The sequence below is a fragment of the Pseudomonas sp. HMSC065H01 genome (assembly GCF_001815235.1).
GTDB classification, from domain to species: domain Bacteria; phylum Pseudomonadota; class Gammaproteobacteria; order Pseudomonadales; family Pseudomonadaceae; genus Pseudomonas; species Pseudomonas aeruginosa.
Genome location: NZ_KV819834.1, coordinates 97,467 through 115,477, shown reverse-complemented (window position 1 = coordinate 115,477; position 18,011 = coordinate 97,467). Strand labels below are relative to the sequence as shown.

The following is an 18,011-nucleotide window of genomic DNA, read 5'->3' as shown; positions in this document are numbered from 1 at the left end:
AACCTTCACTTGCTGAAAATAACCCGGGCCGGATTGCCGACCACGGTCTGTCCGGCCGCCACGTCCTTGAACACCACCGCGCCCATGCCCACCACGGCGTCTTCGCCGATACTGACGTCGCGGGCGATCATCGCCCCGGAGTTGATCACCGCGCGATCGCCCACCTTCACGTAGCCAGCCAGCAGGCAGCGCGGGCCGATGTGTACATAGTCGCCGATGACCACGTCGTGGCCGAGCATGGTTTGCTGGTCGATGAAACCGTAGGCGCCGATACGGCAGTCCACGCCGCTGCTCACGTCGTAGCCGAAGAAGGTCGGGCCGTAGCTGGTCCGCACGCCAAGGGTGCAGCGGGTGCGGATAGCGACGAACTCGGCGCCCTTCGCCAGCAGGCATGCGACCTGCTTCTGGCGACTGAGCGGATCGCCGACCGCGGCGACGAACAGTTGGTCAGGCTCGGCGACGAAGCTCTCCGGATACCCGAGCCACGGATAGTAGAGCGACTCCGCGACCGCTTCGGGGCCGCGCTCGTCGAGAAACCCGCCGATCACCCAGTCGATGCCGTGACCGTAGTCGACCTGCAGCTGGGCCAACACCTGACGCCCCAACCCACCGGCGCCGAGGATGATGATCCTCTTCATTGCATCGTCCTCAACTGATGGTCAGGCCGCCGTCCATCACCAGGGTCGTGCCGGTCACCCAGCGGCTGGCATCGGAAAGCATGAAGATAGCGGCGTTGGCGATATCCTCGGGCTTGCCGAAGCCCAGCGGATAATTGTTGCGCTCGGTGTCCATGGAACCCACGACCTGGGCCGTAGCTTCCAGCAGCGGTGTTTCCACCAGCGCCGGCGACAGGCAATTGACCCGGATCCGCCGTTTCACCACTTCCATGGCCAGGCAGCGGGACATGGCGATCAGAGCGGCCTTGGTTCCCGAGTATGCGCCCACTCCGGCAACCCCGATGTGGGCGGCGATGGAAGCGATGAACAGGATCGAGCCGCCGGCCGCGATCAGGTTGCGCTTCAGCAGCGCCTGGGTAAGCAGCATCGGCGAGTCGACATTGATCGACTGAACCTCGCGCAGGTGCGCTTCGCTCATCATACGGACCGGACATAGACGGGAGATCCCCGCGCTATGCACTACCCCATGGATTTCGCCATCGAGCGCCGCGACCAAGGCGGCACGCTGCTCGGCGACCGTGAGATCGACCTGGATCGCCTGGTGCGACAAATCGGAAATCGCCTGCAACGCTTCCAGGCTGGCGCCCAGGCGCTGTGGGTCGCGACCGCTGACGATCAATTCGGCGCCCATCCGCGCGCAGCTCTGCGCGATGGCCAGGCCCAGGCCGGAACTGGCGCCGGTGACCAGGATGCGCCTGCCCGACAGGCTGAAGGGATTGAAGGAAGTCTCGTCGTTCACTTGGCTGATTCCGCGTTCAAGGCACTCAGGATTCGATCAGATCGGGGAACTTCGCCCCTTCGATATCCACCAGGCAGGTACCCCAGGACAGGCCGATACCGAAGCCGCAGAGCAACACGCGATTGCGGCCGGCCTCGAGTTCCCGGTTGATCCGCGCGGTCATGGTCACCGGCAGCGAGGCGCCGCTGGTGTTGCCGAAGTCGCGCAGGGTCGAAGGCACCTTCTCTACCGGCAGGCCGAGCTTCTTGCGGATGGTCTCGTTGATCATCCGGTTGGCCTGGTGGAAAACGAAGTAGTCCACTTCGTCCTTGCTCGCACCGGCATAGTCGAGCAGCTTTTCCACCGCCGGCGGTACGCGCTGGGTGGAGAAGCTGAGTACGGCGGTGCCGTCGAGCTGCAGGTCGATGGCACGGTGCCAATGGTCGTTCTCGTCCTCGCGGAACGGCATCAGGTGCTGCACGCCGACCGGTTCGCGATGGCCGCCCACCGGCAGGATGATGGCCTTGTAGCCGCTGCCGTCGCTGTTCAGGTCGAAGTGCATCGGCGGCGCGCCTTCGCAGAACTCCAGCGCCGTCGCGGTGCCCGCGTCGGAGAAGATCGGATCGTTGACACTGGCGCCGCGGTCGCCGACCAGCACAAGGCCCTTCTTCACCCCGCCGGCGGCAATCAGCGAACCCAGCAGGTTGAGGGCGAACGGATAGGCCGAGCAACCCAGGTTGACGTCGAAGGCCACGGTGGAATGCGGCAGCCCCAGGCGGTCCTGGAGGATGATCGCGGTAGCCGGCGCCAGGTAGTCGGGAGACTGGGTCACGACGATCAGCGCATCGACCTCCTCGCGCTTCCACTCCAGGCTTTCCAGCAGGCGCTCGGCGGCGTCGAAGGCCAGGTCGGAGAAGCACTGCCACTCCTGCGCCATGCGCCGCGTCTCGATGCCGATGTTGCGCACCAGGCGTTCGCGCTCGGCGCGCAACTGCGGCTTGCAGTCGGTCAGGTTGGAGATAACGCGCTTGGGGACGCAGGTCGCCATCCCGGCGAAACGGACGTTCTTCAGCGTGGAGGTGGCCATGGTCAGAGTCCGAGCATCTGGTAGAGGTCGCCCACCGTGCGAGCCTTGATCAGGTCTTCGCCGGTGATGGTCTTGCCGTATTCCATGTCGAACATGACGATGACCCCGAGCGCGGCCAGCGAGTCCCATTCCGGCAGGTCTTCGAGCTGGGTGTCCATGCTGACCTCGACGGGATTCTGGAAATCGGTGGCGGAAAGGAAGTCTTCGATGAATTTTGCTTGGCTCATTTATTGTCTACCTGAGTGAGGCGGTTGTTCATTCTGTTATCGGTCGCGACGGGCTCAACTTGATGCTCGCCGCCGCGGCATGGCGGCGGAAGCGATCAGGCCGGCGACGAACTCGACGTCTGCGGCGGCCAGCCCGGGATAGATCGGCAGGCACAGCACCCGCGAGGAAATCGACCGCGCCACCGGAAGATTGGCGGGCGCCGCCGAGGGCAGCGAATGGTACATGGGGAAGTCGCTGATGAGTGGGTAGAAGTAGCGCCGCACCAGCACATCCCTGTCGCGCAGGCGCTGGTACAGCTCGTCACGCGAAAGCGGAAAATCGACTTCCACCAGGATCGGGAAATAGGCGTTGTTGGCGAAGGTCTGGGTACCAGGCCGGAGGCACTGGATGCCAGGGACGCCGGCCAGCAGGCGCCGATAGCGCTCGGCGATCTCCCTGCGCTGCTCCAGGGCCTGGTCGACGTGCTTGAGTTGCAGCAGCCCGAAGGCAGCGCCGACCTCGTTGAGCTTGCCGTTGATGCCGGGCATGACCACCGTGACCTCGTCGACGAAGCCGAAATTCTTAAGGTGGTTGAGGCGTTGCCGGGTGTTTTCGTCCGAGCAGATGATCGCACCGCCCTCGAAGGTGTTGAACACCTTGGTGGCATGGAAGCTGAGGATGCTCAGGTCGCCGTGGCGCAGCACGCTGCCGCCGGCGTCGCGCACGGCGAAGGCATGCGCGGCATCGTAGATGACCTTCAGGTGGTGGATATCGGCGATCCGCTGGATCGCCTCGACATCGCAGGGGTTGCCGTAGCAATGCACCGGCAGGATCGCGGTGGTCTGCGGGGTGATCGCCGCCTCGATCCGCGACGGGTCGAGATTCATGGAGTCCTGATCGATGTCCACGAAGATCGGCTTGAGCCCGTTCCACAGCAGCGCGTGGCTGGTGGCGACGAAGGAGTACGGCGTGGTGATCACCTCGCCGGTCACCCGCAATGCCTGCAGCGCGGTGATGAGCGCCAGGGTGGCGTTGGCGAAGAGCACGATGTGCTTCACCCCCAGGTATTCGCACAGGGCCTCTTCCAACGCATGGTGCATGTCGCCCCCGTTGGTCAGGAAGCGGCTCTCCCAGATCTTTTCCAGGTAGGGGATGAACTCTTCCAGGGGCGGCAGCAGCGGGCTGGTGACCGGGATCGTCTTGTTGTTCATGTAGGGCCCTGATGAATGGATACTCAGGCGAGTAAAGGGCGAAAAACCCGAGCACGCCACTCTATGCAAGGCCCGTACCCAAAGAGCCTGATGCAGGTCAAAGCCCCTGGTCGCGCGGCCCCTGGCTGTTCCACAGGCGCTGCGGCGCGAATCGGCAGTCAAACTTCTGACAAATTCTCCCGTGTTTCCGTAGACCTTGCGGAACATACCCTCCAGCGACACAGGTCCAGTCCCTGCGAACGAAAAGGCCCATGACGGAGTCATGGGCCCTGTTTCACAGAGGGACTGTCACTTCAGGTAGTTGAACAGGCTCAACCCCTGGATCTTCACGTAGCTCTGCTGCGCGGCATCCATGATGGTGGACTGCAACGACAGCCGCGACAACGCCTCGGCGTAGTCCAGGTCCTGGATCTGCGACATCACCGACGCATTCACCAGCTTCACATCGTCGATGAAGGTCTCGGTGCTTTCCACGGTATTCAGGCGCGCGCCGATCTTGCCCTGGCCGCCATCCACGGCGGCAGCCACGGCGGAGAGGTTGGTCAGGGCCACCGCCGTCGCATCGCGGATGGCGTCGTTGCCGGCCTGGTTGTCGGTGGAGCTTTCCAGGGCCTTGCGCAGGTCCGACACCACGTTCAGCAGGCTGCGCTTCTCGCTGCCCGGCTTGTAGTTGACGTTGAACTCGTCGCCCGCCTTCGGCGTGCCGTCGATCGTCACGCTGACGCCGGCGTAGAGCACCTTGTCGATGGTCTTCGGGTCGTCGTCGATGGCGCCCTTGGACAATTGCCAGGCCGGCGGCGAATTCGGATCGTAGGTGGTCCAGTCATAGCCCGGAGGCAGGCTCTTCGGATCGTAGACCACATACTCCTTGTCGCTGACGAAGTGGATGTTGAAGCCGTCGGTTGCCGCAGGCGGATTGCTCGCCGGGAACTGGCTGTCGAAGGCCAGCTCGTCCTCGACCAGGCCGACCGAGATGCGACCGTCGCCGGTATTGCCAGCCGCCGCCTTGGTATCGAGACGAGCGGCATTGACGATGTCCTCGAACAGTACCTTGCCGCTGTCGCTGACCGGAATCCGCGTGCTGCTGGCGATCTGCACCTCGCGCTGGCTCTCGTCGCCCATGTAGCTGTAGGTGCCGTCCTCGTTGCGCACGAACGGCTGCACCGAGCCCTGGGACCCGGAAAACAGGTATTTGCCACTCGCGTCGCGGCTGTTGAGCAGGTTCAGCAACTCGTCCTCGCGCTGGCGCAACTCGCTGGCCAGCGACTTCTTGTCGTTGGAGTCCAGTGCGCCGTCGCCGGCCTGGCCGGCGATCTCACGGATGCGCTGGAGGACGTTGCCAACCGAACGGAGGATGGTTTCTTCCTGGCTCAGGCTGTTCTTCGCCTCGGTCATGCCGGTCTTGTACTGCTCGTTCAACCCCTGCTCCTGGTCCAGGCGCAACAGGCGTACCGAACCGACCGGGTCGTCCGCCGGTGTCAGGATGCGCTTGCCGGTGCTGATCTGCTCGAAGGTACGGTTCAGGTCCGCGTAGTTGCGGGAAATCCCGTTGACCGAGTTGTTGAAGGCCTGGATGGTGGAAATGCGCATGGTGGCGGTCTCGCTGGCTTAGGCCCCGTCGAGAGAACTCAACGGAACGCTCCAATCAGGGTATCGAACAGAGTGCGGGCAACTTGAATCACCTGGGCCGAGGCACCGTAGTACTGCTGGAACTGGATCAGGTTGGCCGCCTCTTCGTCGAGGCTCACCCCGGACAACGAATCGCGGCTGTCCTGGGCCTGCTTCAGCACCGTGGCGCTGGCCTCGCTGCTGGCACGCACCTGGGCGGTCAGGGTGCCGACCCGCTCGACCAGGCCACCATAGGCCTCGTTATAGGTGGAACCGGTGTTGTCGGTGCCGCCGACGGTCGGCTTGGTCTGCAAGGCCAGCAGGTTGAGAGCGTTGCGGTTGTCGGAAATACCCTTGTCGTTGAAGCCCAGCTTGAAGCTGTCGGAGTTCTGCGGTACGCCGCTGAGCTCGAATTCGTAGCTGTATTTCTGCCCGCTCGGGTCGGTGAACGCCATGCGCACGGTATTGGTATTGCCGCTGGTCAGCGTCGGGCTGCCGGTCAGGGCGTTACCGTCCTTGTCGACGTAGCTCCAGCCGGCCGGCAACGGCGAGGACAGGGTATAGGTCTTGCCGTCGGCGCTGAGCGTCGCGCCCAGGCTGATCCCGTTGGGCCCGAACGCGCCCTGTAGCACAGTCGGATCCACCGGCGACGGACCGCTGGTGAGGGTCGGCGCGCCGATCTTGCCGGTGCCGCGGTTTTCGGTGGTCGACTCGGTACGCGCGGTACCGGCGAACGCCAGTTGCGAGGCATTCTTCAGCGTCGCCTCGATATCCGCCGCGCCACGCCGGGTCGGCTGCAGGGTGAAGCGGTCGCCGGCAGCCGGGAGCTGGTCGAGGGTCAGGTTGAAGCCCTGGTCGACGCCGTTGGCATCCTTGAACGAGAGGGTGTAGGGACCGGTACCGCTGACCGTGACCTGCATGCTTGCGTCGTCGCCCAGGCGCCGCGCGGTAAAACTGGTGCCGTCGAAGTCCAGGCGGAAATCGCTGGAATTCAGCTTGCTGGTATCGGTGATGTTCAGGTTGGCGTGGACATTACCGGTGTTGCCATTCTTCGCCAGGACCCGCAGCGCGGTGATGTCCGGATCGTTGATGTCGCCGAACAGGTTGGCGCCGGCCTTGCCGGCTAGGTCGAGGCCCTGCCCCAGCTGCTTGTTGATGGTATCGGCGAGGGTGATCGCCAACTGCCCGAGCTTGTTGTAGCTGCTGTCCAGGGCGCTGTTGCGGTAGGCCAGCAAGCCACCCATCTCGCCGCCGGACACCAGGCCGGTGACGTTCTGTATGGAGTTGCCGTTGCTCAGTTGCACCTGGTAGCGGGTAGGGTCATCCAGCCCGGGCACCACGCTCAGGGTCGACACGGTATTGCCCACCACCAGCGGCTGGCCGCTACCGATGAACAGGCTGACGCTGTTGTCGTCCTGGGTGACCGCGGTCACCCCGATCATCTCGGACAGCTTGCGCACGGCTTCGTCGCGCGCATCCATCAGGTCGTTGGGCACCGCGCCCGCCGACTTGGCCTTGGCGATGGCATCGTTGTAGCTGGCCACGCTCTGCGACAGATGGTTGACCTGCGAAGCCAGCGCGCCCAGTTGCTGGTTGATCAGGCTGTTCTGCTTGTCCAACTGGTCGTAGAGGGTATTGAAGGTCTTGCCCAGCCCCTCGGCCTGGGCAAGCACTGCCTCGCGCGCTTCGGTCGAGGAGGGATTGTTGGCGGCGGCCTGCAGTGCGGCGAAGAAGCGCTGCATGGCCGGGCTGACGCCGGTGGTGGTGTTGGACAACAGGCCGTCGAGCTGCTCGATCTGGCTACGGAATGCGCTCAACTCGCTGTTCTGGCTGGTGGCGTTGCGCAACTGGCCGGTGAGGAAGTCGCTGGCCAGGCGGCGCACGTCGACGATCTGGCTGCCCGAGCCCATGTAGCCGGCACCGCTGAACTGCGGGACCTGGGTCTGCTGGATGGCATCCTGGCGACTGTAGCCCGGCGTCTTGACGTTGGTGATGTTGTGCCCGGTGATGGTCAGCCAGGTCTGGCTGGTGCCGAGGCCGGACAGGCCTATCGAGAGTAGGTCGGACATGGGTCAGTTCCTCCTTGCTCAACCCAGAGGCGGCGTGCCGGCGGCGGCGACGGCCTGGTAGGTCTGCATCTGTCTGGCGATCTGCGCCACCTTGCGGGCGTACTGCGGATCGGTGGCGTAGCCGGCGCGCTGCAGTTCCTGCATGAAGCGCTCGGGGTTGGCGGCGCTGTCCAGGGCGTTCTGGTAGCGGTCGTTGCCCTGGAGGAAGCTGACGTAGTCGTGGAAGCTCTGCTCGAACGACGAGTAGGAGCGGAACGCCGCGACTTCCTTGACCGCCTTGCCGCCTTCGTATTCGGTGGTGAGAGCGCGCGCCGAGGCACCATCCCAGCGGCTGCCGGTCTTGATGCCGAACAGGTTGTGGCTGCTGCCGCCATCCTGCTGGCGGATGATCGATTTGCCCCAGCCGGTCTCCAGCGCGGCCTGGGCCACCAGGTAGCGGGCATCGACGCCGATCCGCTCGGCGGCCTTCTGGGCCATCGGCAGCATGGTGGCGATGAACTCGTCGGCCGAGGCGAACATCGACTTGCCCCTGGCCAGCGGCGGCTGGGCGATGCGCCGGCTGCCCTGGCTGTCGACGCCATCGGTGGAGAAACCGCGGCGGCTCGCCGCCGGGTAGCTCTGCGCCGGCAGGTAGCTGTCCTGGCCCAGGCTCTGCATCTGGCTGGCGGCCGGCGAGGCGGAGGGAACGATGCCGGCGAGCATGCGCTCGGTCAGCTTGCCCGGCAGCGCCAGGCGCCTCTGGTTGAGCAGCTTCGAGTCGTCGCGGCCGGCTTCCGGCATCGGCAGGGCCTTGCCGGCCTGCGCGCTGGGGTTGCTCGGCCAGCGACCGGCGCCGTTCTCGGCGACCCGGGCGAACGGGTTTTCGCCGTTGCCCCTGGAGCCTTGCTTCATCTTCGACAACTGGCGCACCAGCACGTCGGCCAGGCCGATGCCGCCGGCATTCTTCGACAGGCTCACCGACAGTTGCTGGTCGTACATGTCCTGGTACTGCTTGGTGGTCTGGCTGTTCATGAAATTGCCGTCGCCCAGCGCTTCGTTGGCCGAACGCATGGATTTGAGCATCTCGTTGAGGAACAGCGATTCGAATTCCTGGGCGACCTTGCGGATGTTCGCCTCGCCGTCGCGGTCCTTGCCGACCTTGAGCTGGTTGAGGCGGTTGAGATCGGTATAGGAGCCGCTGTCGGGGCCTGCGCCGATACCGCTGAGCAAACGGGAATCCATGGCGTCGTCCTCAGATCACGATCAAGTCGGCCTGCAACGCGCCGGCCTGCTTCAGGGCTTCGAGGATCGCCATCAGGTCGCTCGGCGCGGCGCCGACCTGGTTCACCGCGCGGACGATGTCGTCCAGGGTGGTGCCGGGACCGAACTTGAACATCGGCTTGGTCTCCTCCTCGGCGTTCACCCGCGAGCGTGGCACCACCGCAGTCTGGCCGTTGGAGAAGGCACCGGGCTGGCTGACGATCGGGTCCTCGGTGATGCTCACGGTCAGGCTGCCGTGGGTGACGGCGGCCGGCGATACCTTGACGTTCTGGCCGATGACGATGGTGCCGGTGCGCGAATTGATGATGACCTTGGCCACCGCCTCGCCCGGCTGCACGTCGAGGTTCTCCAGGATCGACAGGTAGTCGACCCGCTGGTTCGGGTCGAGCGGCGCGCTGACCCGCACCGAGCCGCCGTCCACCGCATGGGCGACGCCCGGACCGAGCAGTTCGTTGATGCGGTCGACGATGCGCTTGGCAGTGGTGAAGTCCGGGCGGTTGAGGTTCAGCGTCAGGCTGTTGCCCTGGTCGAAGCCGCTCGGCACCGCGCGTTCGACGGTGGCGCCGGCCGGGATACGTCCGGCGGACGGTACGTTGACGGTGATCTTCGAGCCGTCGCGGCCTTCGGCGTCGAAGCCGCCGACCACCAGGTTGCCCTGGGCGACCGCGTAGACCTGGCCGTCGATACCTTTCAGCGGAGTCATCAGCAGGCTGCCGCCGCGCAGGCTCTTGGCGTTGCCGATGGACGACACGGTGACGTCGATCGGCTGGCCCGGCTTGGCGAACGGCGGCAGGTCGGCATGCACCGATACCGCGGCGACGTTCTTCAACTGCACGTTGCCGACGTTGGCCGGCACCTTGATGCCGAACTGCGCCAGCATGTTGTTGAAGGTCTGCAGGGTGAACGGCGTCTGCGTGGTCTGGTCGCCGCTGCCGCTCAGGCCGACCACCAGGCCATAGCCGATCAACTGGTTGGTCCGCACGCCCTGGATGCTGGCGATATCCTTCAACCGCTCGGCCTGGGCCGCGCCGGCGGCCAGGAGCAGCGCGGCGAGGGCCAGCAGGTGCTTGAACTTGGTCATCGCGAGCGTCCTCAGAACGGCCACAGCGGGCTGAGGAAGAAGCGGTCCAGCCAGCCCGGCTGACTGGCATCGGCGAAGGCGCCGGTGCCGGAGTAGGTGATCCGGGCGTCGGCCACGCGGGTCGAGGACACGGTGTTGTCGGTGGCGATATCGTCGGCGCGGACCAGGCCGGCGATGCGCACCAGCTCGTTGCCGGTGTTCAGGGTCATCCACTTCTCGCCGCGCACGGAGAGGATGCCGTTGGGCAGCACCTCGGCCACGGTCACGGTGATCGAGCCGGTCAGGCTGTTGCTCTGCCCCGCCTGGCTATCGCCCTTGGCGTCGCGCGAGCCGCCGTATTCGGCGCTGAGGCTGAGGTCGCCGCCGCCGATCGGGTTGTTGGTGGTCATGCCGCTGCCGAACAGCGAGGTCAGCCCCATCTTGGTCTTGCTGTCCTTCTGGATATCGGAGTTGGCTTTCTTGCTCGCCTGGGTCTTCTCGTTGAGGGTGATGGTGATGATGTCGCCCACGCGGAAGGCCTTGCGGTCGTCGTAGAGGTTCTGCTCGAAGCCGGCCTGGTAGATCGCGCCGTTGTTCTGCGCGGCGGGCAGCGGGGTGCGCGGCAGCACCGGCGCGTAGTACGGATCGTTCGGCTTCGGCGGTGGATTGACGCAACCGCCCAGGGCGGTGGCGATGCCAAGCAGGGAGACGATCATCAGCCGGTTCATATCAAGCTACCTCGCGGCGTACAGCCAGGGCCCGGTCAGGGCCCGTCAAAGATTCTGGGTGACGAAGGACAACATCTGGTCGGCGGTGGAGATGACCTTGGAGTTCATCTCGTAGGCGCGCTGGGTGGTGATCATGTTCACCAGTTCCTCGACCACGTTGACGTTGGAGTTTTCCAGGGTGTTCTGGGCAACCGTGCCGAGGCCGTTGAGACCCGGCGTACCGACCTGGGGCGCGCCGCTGGAGCCGGTTTCCAGGAACAGGTTGTTGCCGATGGCCTGCAGGCCGGCCGGGTTGATGAAGTCGGCGGTCTGGATGTTGCCGATCACCTGCGGCTGGGCGTTGCCGGTGGTGGTCACCGAGACGGTGCCGTCCTGGCCGACGGTGAAGGTCTGGGTCTCGTTGGGCACCACGATCGCTGGCTCCAGGGCGAAGCCGTTGGAGGTGACGATCTGCCCGTCGGAGTTCAGGTGGAAGCTGCCGTCGCGGGTGTAGGACACGGTGCCGTCCGGCAGCAGGACCTGGAAGAAGCCGCGCCCGTTGACCGCCATGTCCAGCGGCTGCTCGGTGGTCTGCAGGCTGCCCGGGGTGAAGATCTTCTGGGTGCCGACGACGCGCACACCGGTACCCAGTTGCAGGCCCGAAGGCAGCTCGCTGTCCTGGGTCGACTGGCCGCCCGGCTGGCGCCGGATCTGGTACAGCAGGTCCTGGAACTCCGCGCGGTCGCGCTTGAAGCCGGTGGTGGATACGTTGGCCAGGTTGTTGGAAATGGTGGTCAGGTTCATGTCCTGGGCGGACAGACCGGTCTTGCTGACCCACAGTGCCGATAACATCGTCGTGCTCCTCGGGTGCCGGTTTTATGGCACCACGCTCAAGTGATTAGCTGATTTGCAAAACCCGCGCCATGGCCGCCGAATCGTCCTCGGCGGTGCGCATCATCTTCACGTGCAGCTCGAATTGACGGGACAGCGAGAGGATCGCGGTCATCTCTTCCACCGCGTTCACGTTGCTGCTTTCCAGGAAACCGGAGACCACCTTCACGTTGGCGTCGGCCAGCGGCGCCTGCTCGCCCGGCTGCGGCTTGTAGTGCAGCAGGCCGTCGGTACCCTTCTCCATCTGCTTCAGGTTCGGGTTGACCAGTTTGATCCGGTCCACCACGGCGACCACGTTGGGGTTCTCGCCAAGGGCGCGGATGCTGATGGTGCCGTCCTGGCCGATCTCCACCTTTTCCTCCGGCGGCACGGCGATCGGCCCACCGTTGCCGAGCACCGGCAAGCCGTCGCCGGTGCGCAGCATGCCGAGGGCGTCGATATGCATGCCGGCGGTACGCACGTAGGCCTCGCTGCCATCCGGCGCCTGGACCGCGACGAAGCCGTCGCCGTCGATGGCGATGTCCAGCTCGTTGCCGGTTTCCTGGAGGCTGCCATGGCTGAAATCGGTACCGGGCCGCTCGCTCATGGCGAATACCCGCGCCGGGAAGCTGTCGCCGAACACCTGCATCGAACGCGCCTGCTCGAAGTCGCGACGAAAGCCGCTGGTCGAGATGTTCGCCAGGTTGTTGGCATGAGCACGCATCGCCAGGGTGTTCTGGCTGGCCCCGCTCATGGAGACGTACAGCATCTTGTCCATCGAATCCTCCAGGCACCGGCACAATCCGCCGGGCTTTCTTGCAGGTTATCCAGCAAGCACCGTGCCAGAATTCGAAAAAACAATTAATACATTGATTTAAAAGGATTTTATAAAACAGAAAGCCTCCTTTCGGAGGCTTCGGGGGCAACCCCTGGCCAGGGGTTGCCGCTGGCGGCAAGGGCCTTGCCGGTGCCCGGACGGCACCGGCACGCCGTCATCAGCGCAGGTTGATGATGGTCTGGGTCACCGCATCCTCGGTCTGGATGGTCTTGGCATTGGCCTGGTAGTTGCGCTGGTGGACGATGAGGTTCACCAGTTCGTTGGAGATGTCCACGTTGGACGCTTCCAGCGCGCCGGATTGCAACGCCCCCAGGGTGCCCGAGCGCGGCGCGCCGACCGCCGGCTCGCCGGACTCCGAGGACTGCACCCAGGAGGTCTTGCCGATCGGCGTCAGGCCCTGGATGTTGGCGAAGTTGGCCAGCACCACCTGGCCCTGCACCTTGGACTGGCCGTTGGTGTAGCGGGCGAAGATCACCCCGGTGTCGTCGATTTCCAGGCCTGCCAGCTGACCGGTGGTGTAGCCGTCCTGGATCGGGTTGCTCTGGGCGAACGCGGTGGAGTACTGGGTGGTCTTGCGCATGTCGAAGGAGATGCCGCTGGCGGCACCGGTCGCGCCATTCCAGGCGTAGGTCGGCGGGGTCTTGCCGTCCGAGGCCGCCGGAATCCAGCCGGTGCCGGGAGTCGGCGGATTGCCGGTGGCCGGGCTGAACTGGATCACGTTGGTGGTCGCGTCGATGCTGAAGCCCGGCCCGCTGGTGCTGCCGTCCGGAGCCCGTACCGAGGTCATCTGGCCGCTGGCGTCGAAGGTGACGTTGAAGCTCATCGGCGTCTTGTTCGACGGGTCGAGCGGATTGACCCCGTCGATCAGCACTTTCATGGTCCAGCTGTTCTCCGGAATCGGCGGGGTCGCATTCGGATCCGGCTCGTTCTTGATGAAGAACTGGCTCATGGTGTGGGAGTTGCCCTGGCTGTCATAGATGCCCAGCGAAGAGGACGAGTTGTAGGTAGCGGCGTCGGACGGATCGAACGGCGTCACGGTCGGCGGCTTCAGCGTCGAGTTGAGGTTGTACGACTGCTGGATGCTCGAGGTGGCCTGCGGCGCCTGATTGGCGCGCTCGACCTTGAGGTCGGTGACCACGCCGTTCTGCAACTGGCCGTTCGGCCCGACGGCATAGCCCTGCAGGCGGTAGCCGTTGTTGTCGACGATGAAATCCTGCTTGTCGGTATTGAAGTAGCCGGCGCGGGTGTAGCTGATCGCCCCGTTGTTGCTGGTGACGAAGAAGCCGTTGCCGTTGATGGCCAGGTCCAGCACGCTGTTGGTCGAGTCGATGTTGCCCTGCTTGAACATCTGCGAGACGTCCGAGAGCAGCACGCCGCTGCCCTGCGGGTTGCTGCCCGAACCCAGCACCGAGGCGGCGTAGACGTCGGCGAACTCCGCGCGGGATTGCTTGAAGCCTACGGTGCCGGCGTTGGCGATGTTGTTGCCGGTGACGTTCAGGCCGCTGGAGGCCGCCTGGATGCCGCTCAGGCCGATGTTGAAACTCATGGATAGCTCCTTGCCGGAAACGCCGGCTTACTGGCCGATGATCTGTACTTTGGACAGCGCGATGCTGCCCAGGCCTGCGAGGTTGAGCATCAGCTCGCCGCCGTTCTGCCCCAGGGTGACGCTGTCGACGTTGGCCGGCAGGTAGGTCTGGAGCCCGTAGGTCTTGCCGTCGATCGAGGTCTGCGCCTCGAACTTGTAGGTGCCCGGCGGCATGATGTTGCCGCTGCTGTCCTTGCCGTCCCACATGAAGCTGACGCTGCCGGCAGCCTGCTGGCCGAGGTTGATGCGATTGACCACGGTGCCCTTGTCGTCGTAGACGTTGACCCATACGTTGCTGCTGGAGACCGGCAGGTTGAGGGACGCCTTGAAGGTGTCCTTGGTGTCCACCACCGACTTGTCGGTCGCCACGATGACCTTGCGCCCCACCAGCGACGAGGCTTGCAGGGCCTGCGACGACTGGTAGTTGGAGAGAATGCTCTCCATGCTCTTGTTCAGCGACTGCACGCCTTCCACGGTGCTGAACTGGGCCAGTTGGGCGATGAACTCGCCGTTCTGCTGCGGCGACATCGGGTCCTGGTTCTTCAACTGGGCCACCAGCAGCTTGAGGAATTCGTCCTTGCCAAGGTTGCTGCTGCCCTTGACGCTCTGCCCGGTCTCGGTGGCGCCGCTGCCGGCGGCACGCTTGCTGCCGTTGACGTTGCCGGTGTTGCTGCTGGTGCCGCTGACGTTATCGATGCTCATGCTCTACTCCGCTCACTGACCCAGGGTCAGGACCTTCTGCATCATCTGTTTGGCGGTATTCATCATTTCCGCGTTGGTCTGGAAGGCACGGCTGGCGGAAATCATGTCGGCCATTTCCTCGACCACGTTCACATTGGGGTAATACACGTAGCCGTTGGCATCCGCGGCCGGATGGTTCGGCTCGTAGCGCGGCATCAGCGAACTCTGGTCCTCGACGATGCCCAGCACCTGCACGCCGGCGCCGGAGCTGTCCTGGTCGGCGAACAGCGAGCCGCTGTCGCCCTGGGCCTGCTGGAACATGGTGGAGAACACCGGATGGCGGGCGCGGTAGGTCTTGTCGACGCTGGAGGAAACCGTCTCGGCGTTGGCGATGTTGCTGGCCACGGTGTTCAGGCGGGTGCTCTGGGCGCTCATGCCGCTACCGGCAATGTTGAAGACACTGGCGAGGGACATGGCGGTTACTCTCCACGCAGGGCGCTGACCAGCCCTTTGAATTTGCTGTTGAGGAAGGTGAAGGACGCCTGGAAGTGCATGGCGTTCTCGGCGTAGTTGGCCTGCTCGATCTGGGCGTCGACAGTGTTCTGGTCGATCGACGGCTGGACCGGGATGCGGTACTGCAGGCTGCCCTCGCCCATGCCGAAACCTTCGGCGGCGATATGCCGCTCGTTGGTGGTGCGGATGGCGAAGGTACCCTTGGCGGCCTTGTCCTTCTGCTCGGCGAGAACCGCGGCGAAGTCCAGGTCGCGAGCCTTGTAGTTCGGGGTATCGGCGTTGGCCAGGTTGTTGGCCAGCACTTCGGCGCGCTGGGCGCGGAAGCTGAGGGCCTGCTGGTGGATACCGAGTGCTCTGTCGAAACTGATGCTCATGGCTGCGAACCTGTTTGCCGGTGTGGCTTTCGTCGCCAACACTTCAGCAAGGCCCGTGCCAAATTATTAAAAACCTTTATATTCAATAACTTGAGTTTATTTAAGAGCAACCCGGAAGCGGCAAGCGGCAAGCCGTTTCCGCTTGCCGGCAAGGGTGGCAAGCCCCTGGAACGGCCTCTCCGGCAAACGAAAAAAGGCCCGATATCGTCGATATCGGGCCTTTCCCATGCTTCCGGCCGCCGGGGACACGGCTCACTCGTGGCGAATGATCCGCTCGAGATCCACCGGTTCGCCGGGATGGGCATGCAGCTTGGCGCGAATATCCTCGAACATCGCATCGTATTCCTTGTGCACCCGGGTGATCGCGCCGAACTTCGGGTGCAGGCCGTGCTTCTGGGCGACCCGCGTGGCATCGCTGGCGAAGTTGAAGGCGGTATCGCGCGGCAGCTCGAAGGAGTCGCTGAACGGCTTGCCGTCGATCTCGCCGTCCATGTCGAAGTGCACATAGGCGCCGGATTCGGCGTTCTGCCGCACCTCGTAGCGGATATGGATATTGATGTCCTGCTGGTCGAGGCCGGGCAGGCTGACCAGATGGAGGTGGCCTGGTTCGAACATGACGAATCTCCTGGTGGGAATCGGAATCAGTCTAGCCAGGGTCGAGCGAAAGAAAACCGCCCTGGATCAGTGCAACGTCGCTTTTTCCGCGCGTTCCTGAATGACCACCCAGGGCGCCACCACCACCGCCCAGAGGGTCGGGTCGCGTTCGAGGAAGTCCTTGGCCGCATCCTCCCCGACCTTGCTCAGGCCGCCGCCGGAAAGCCAGGCGGCGACCTTCTCGCGGTCGTCCCCGGCCAGGGCCTCGGCGACTTCCACCAGGTCCAGCGCGGCATCGACCTGGAGCAAGGCGCCACGGGCGAAAAACGGTTGCAGCTCGGCCCAGGAAATGACCGCGGTCTCGCCGAGCAGCTTGGCATAGAGGGTGCTAGTTTGTTCTGTCATGGGATCTACCTGGATTGCATGGGCGCCATGATAACGCCCGCCGGTAGCCCACGACAGCCGAAGGGAAACCGGGCCCAGGGAGGTGAGGCAGGTCCGCGCCGTTTTTCTATACGTTTATGTCAACCAGGCGACACGACTCACGGGAGCTCGCCGTGCCGTGCTTTTCAAGCGACGAAGCGCCGCTCTACACTGTACCGGTACAGTTCCCGGGGTCCGTCCATGACGATCACCCGGTCTCCTCCGGCCCCCGCGGCCGCGAGACTACAACAATGACAACACACAAGAAGAGTGGAGCACTATGAAGAAGGGTACTCAGCGTCTATCCCGCCTGTTCGCCGCGATGGCCATTGCCGGGTTCGCCAGCTACTCCATGGCCGCCGACACCATCAAGATCGCCCTGGCTGGCCCGGTCACCGGTCCGGTAGCCCAGTACGGCGACATGCAGCGCGCCGGTGCGCTGATGGCAATCGAACAGATCAACAAGGCAGGCGGCGTGAACGGCGCGCAACTCGAAGGCGTGATCTACGACGACGCCTGCGATCCCAAGCAGGCCGTGGCGGTCGCCAACAAGGTGGTCAACGACGGCGTCAAGTTCGTGGTCGGCCATGTCTGCTCCAGCTCCACCCAACCCGCCACCGACATCTACGAAGACGAAGGCGTGCTGATGATCACCCCGTCGGCCACCGCCCCGGAAATCACCTCGCGCGGCTACAAGCTGATCTTCCGCACCATCGGCCTGGACAACATGCAGGGCCCGGTGGCCGGCAAGTTCATCGCCGAACGCTACAAGGACAAGACCATCGCGGTACTGCACGACAAGCAGCAGTACGGCGAAGGCATCGCCACCGAGGTGAAGAAGACCGTGGAAGACGCCGGCATCAAGGTTGCCGTCTTCGAAGGCCTGAACGCCGGCGACAAGGACTTCAACGCGCTGATCAGCAAGCTGAAGAAAGCCGGCGTGCAGTTCGTCTACTTCGGCGGCTACCACCCAGAAATGGGCCTGCTGCTGCGCCAGGCCAAGCAGGCCGGGCTGGACGCGCGCTTCATGGGCCCGGAAGGGGTCGGCAACAGCGAAATCACCGCGATCGCCGGCGACGCTTCGGAAGGCATGCTGGCGACCCTGCCGCGCGCCTTCGAGCAGGATCCGAAGAACAAGGCCCTGATCGACGCCTTCAAGGCGAAGAACCAGGATCCGAGCGGCATCTTCGTCCTGCCCGCCTACTCCGCGGTCACAGTGATCGCCAAGGGCATCGAGAAAGCCGGCGAGGCCGATCCGGAGAAGGTCGCCGAGGCCCTGCGCGCCAACACCTTCGAGACTCCCACCGGGAACCTCGGGTTCGACGAGAAGGGCGACCTGAAGAACTTCGACTTCACCGTCTACGAGTGGCACAAGGACGCCACCCGGACCGAGGTCAAGTAAGCATCGTTGCAGTACGGAGCCCACGTCACCCACCGTGGGCTTTGTTTTAGTACCCGCATGATTCCGCGAGCGGCGGCCCGGCAAGGGCAGGCGAAGACCGGCAGCGTTCACTCCTGGTGGACGGGAG

Annotated in this window: 19 protein-coding genes; 1 reads left to right on the top strand and 18 read right to left on the bottom strand. The window is 64.5% G+C overall.

The genetic code is table 11. From position 1 onward, the window contains the following. Positions 1-5: 5 nt before the first annotated feature. The 18 genes from HMPREF3014_RS02650 to HMPREF3014_RS02565 all read right to left on the bottom strand — a co-directional run bounded on the left by HMPREF3014_RS02650 (position 6) and on the right by HMPREF3014_RS02565 (position 16,464). Entirely contained in the window at positions 6-638 is a 633-nt protein-coding gene (locus HMPREF3014_RS02650) for an acetyltransferase (protein WP_003158205.1), read from the bottom strand. 10 nt (positions 639-648) lie between these two features. Continuing rightward, positions 649-1,416, bottom strand: coding sequence for an SDR family NAD(P)-dependent oxidoreductase (locus tag HMPREF3014_RS02645; protein ID WP_003120610.1), 768 nt, complete (start codon positions 1,414-1,416; stop codon positions 649-651). A gap of 25 nt (positions 1,417-1,441) precedes the next feature. Continuing rightward, positions 1,442-2,482, bottom strand: coding sequence for a ketoacyl-ACP synthase III (locus HMPREF3014_RS02640; RefSeq protein ID WP_003086420.1), 1,041 nt, complete (start codon positions 2,480-2,482; stop codon positions 1,442-1,444). A gap of 2 nt (positions 2,483-2,484) precedes the next feature. Continuing rightward, positions 2,485-2,709: an acyl carrier protein gene (locus HMPREF3014_RS02635; protein WP_003086419.1), complete on the bottom strand. Its 225-nt coding sequence runs from the start codon at positions 2,707-2,709 to the stop codon at positions 2,485-2,487. A 54-nt stretch (positions 2,710-2,763) separates the two neighbouring features. Beyond that, the gene (locus HMPREF3014_RS02630) at positions 2,764-3,900 is read right to left on the bottom strand and encodes a DegT/DnrJ/EryC1/StrS family aminotransferase (protein WP_003123166.1); all 1,137 of its coding nucleotides are present in this window, start codon (positions 3,898-3,900) and stop codon (positions 2,764-2,766) included. A gap of 288 nt (positions 3,901-4,188) precedes the next feature. After that, entirely contained in the window at positions 4,189-5,490 is a 1,302-nt protein-coding gene (gene flgL, locus HMPREF3014_RS02625; RefSeq protein ID WP_003086414.1) for a flagellar hook-associated protein FlgL, read from the bottom strand. Positions 5,491-5,528: 38 nt separating this feature from the next. Beyond that, complete coding sequence (flgK, locus tag HMPREF3014_RS02620; RefSeq protein ID WP_003158204.1) at positions 5,529-7,577, bottom strand: flagellar hook-associated protein FlgK; 2,049 nt, start codon at positions 7,575-7,577, stop codon at positions 5,529-5,531. An 18-nt stretch (positions 7,578-7,595) separates the two neighbouring features. After that, positions 7,596-8,798 (bottom strand): flagellar assembly peptidoglycan hydrolase FlgJ, encoded by a 1,203-nt coding sequence (gene flgJ / locus HMPREF3014_RS02615; RefSeq protein ID WP_003082172.1) that lies wholly within the window; start codon positions 8,796-8,798, stop codon positions 7,596-7,598. Between the two features lie 10 nt (positions 8,799-8,808). Beyond that, a complete protein-coding gene (locus HMPREF3014_RS02610; RefSeq protein WP_003082169.1) occupies positions 8,809-9,918 on the bottom strand; it encodes a flagellar basal body P-ring protein FlgI in 1,110 nt (369 codons plus the stop codon). Positions 9,919-9,929: 11 nt separating this feature from the next. Next, positions 9,930-10,625, bottom strand: coding sequence for a flagellar basal body L-ring protein FlgH (gene flgH, locus HMPREF3014_RS02605; RefSeq protein WP_003082166.1), 696 nt, complete (start codon positions 10,623-10,625; stop codon positions 9,930-9,932). A 45-nt stretch (positions 10,626-10,670) separates the two neighbouring features. Next, positions 10,671-11,456, bottom strand: a complete 786-nt coding sequence (gene flgG / locus HMPREF3014_RS02600; protein WP_003082164.1) for a flagellar basal-body rod protein FlgG — start codon at positions 11,454-11,456, stop codon at positions 10,671-10,673. Between the two features lie 46 nt (positions 11,457-11,502). Further along, positions 11,503-12,252 (bottom strand): flagellar basal-body rod protein FlgF, encoded by a 750-nt coding sequence (gene flgF, locus HMPREF3014_RS02595; protein ID WP_003082159.1) that lies wholly within the window; start codon positions 12,250-12,252, stop codon positions 11,503-11,505. 217 nt (positions 12,253-12,469) lie between these two features. Further along, entirely contained in the window at positions 12,470-13,858 is a 1,389-nt protein-coding gene (flgE, locus tag HMPREF3014_RS02590; protein ID WP_003082154.1) for a flagellar hook protein FlgE, read from the bottom strand. Between the two features lie 27 nt (positions 13,859-13,885). Further along, positions 13,886-14,599: a flagellar hook assembly protein FlgD gene (gene flgD, locus HMPREF3014_RS02585; RefSeq protein ID WP_003082153.1), complete on the bottom strand. Its 714-nt coding sequence runs from the start codon at positions 14,597-14,599 to the stop codon at positions 13,886-13,888. Between the two features lie 12 nt (positions 14,600-14,611). Next, the gene (gene flgC, locus HMPREF3014_RS02580) at positions 14,612-15,052 is read right to left on the bottom strand and encodes a flagellar basal body rod protein FlgC (RefSeq protein ID WP_003082150.1); all 441 of its coding nucleotides are present in this window, start codon (positions 15,050-15,052) and stop codon (positions 14,612-14,614) included. Between the two features lie 5 nt (positions 15,053-15,057). Further along, entirely contained in the window at positions 15,058-15,465 is a 408-nt protein-coding gene (gene flgB / locus HMPREF3014_RS02575) for a flagellar basal body rod protein FlgB (protein ID WP_003120614.1), read from the bottom strand. A gap of 252 nt (positions 15,466-15,717) precedes the next feature. Next, positions 15,718-16,080: a DUF5064 family protein gene (locus HMPREF3014_RS02570; protein WP_003082140.1), complete on the bottom strand. Its 363-nt coding sequence runs from the start codon at positions 16,078-16,080 to the stop codon at positions 15,718-15,720. Between the two features lie 66 nt (positions 16,081-16,146). Next, positions 16,147-16,464, bottom strand: a complete 318-nt coding sequence (locus HMPREF3014_RS02565) for a DUF2288 domain-containing protein (protein ID WP_003086400.1) — start codon at positions 16,462-16,464, stop codon at positions 16,147-16,149. Positions 16,465-16,762: 298 nt separating this feature from the next. On the opposite strand from HMPREF3014_RS02565, the gene HMPREF3014_RS02560 reads away from it, so the two are divergent. Continuing rightward, positions 16,763-17,884, top strand: coding sequence for a branched-chain amino acid ABC transporter substrate-binding protein (locus HMPREF3014_RS02560; RefSeq protein ID WP_003082136.1), 1,122 nt, complete (start codon positions 16,763-16,765; stop codon positions 17,882-17,884). Positions 17,885-18,011: the final 127 nt, after the last annotated feature.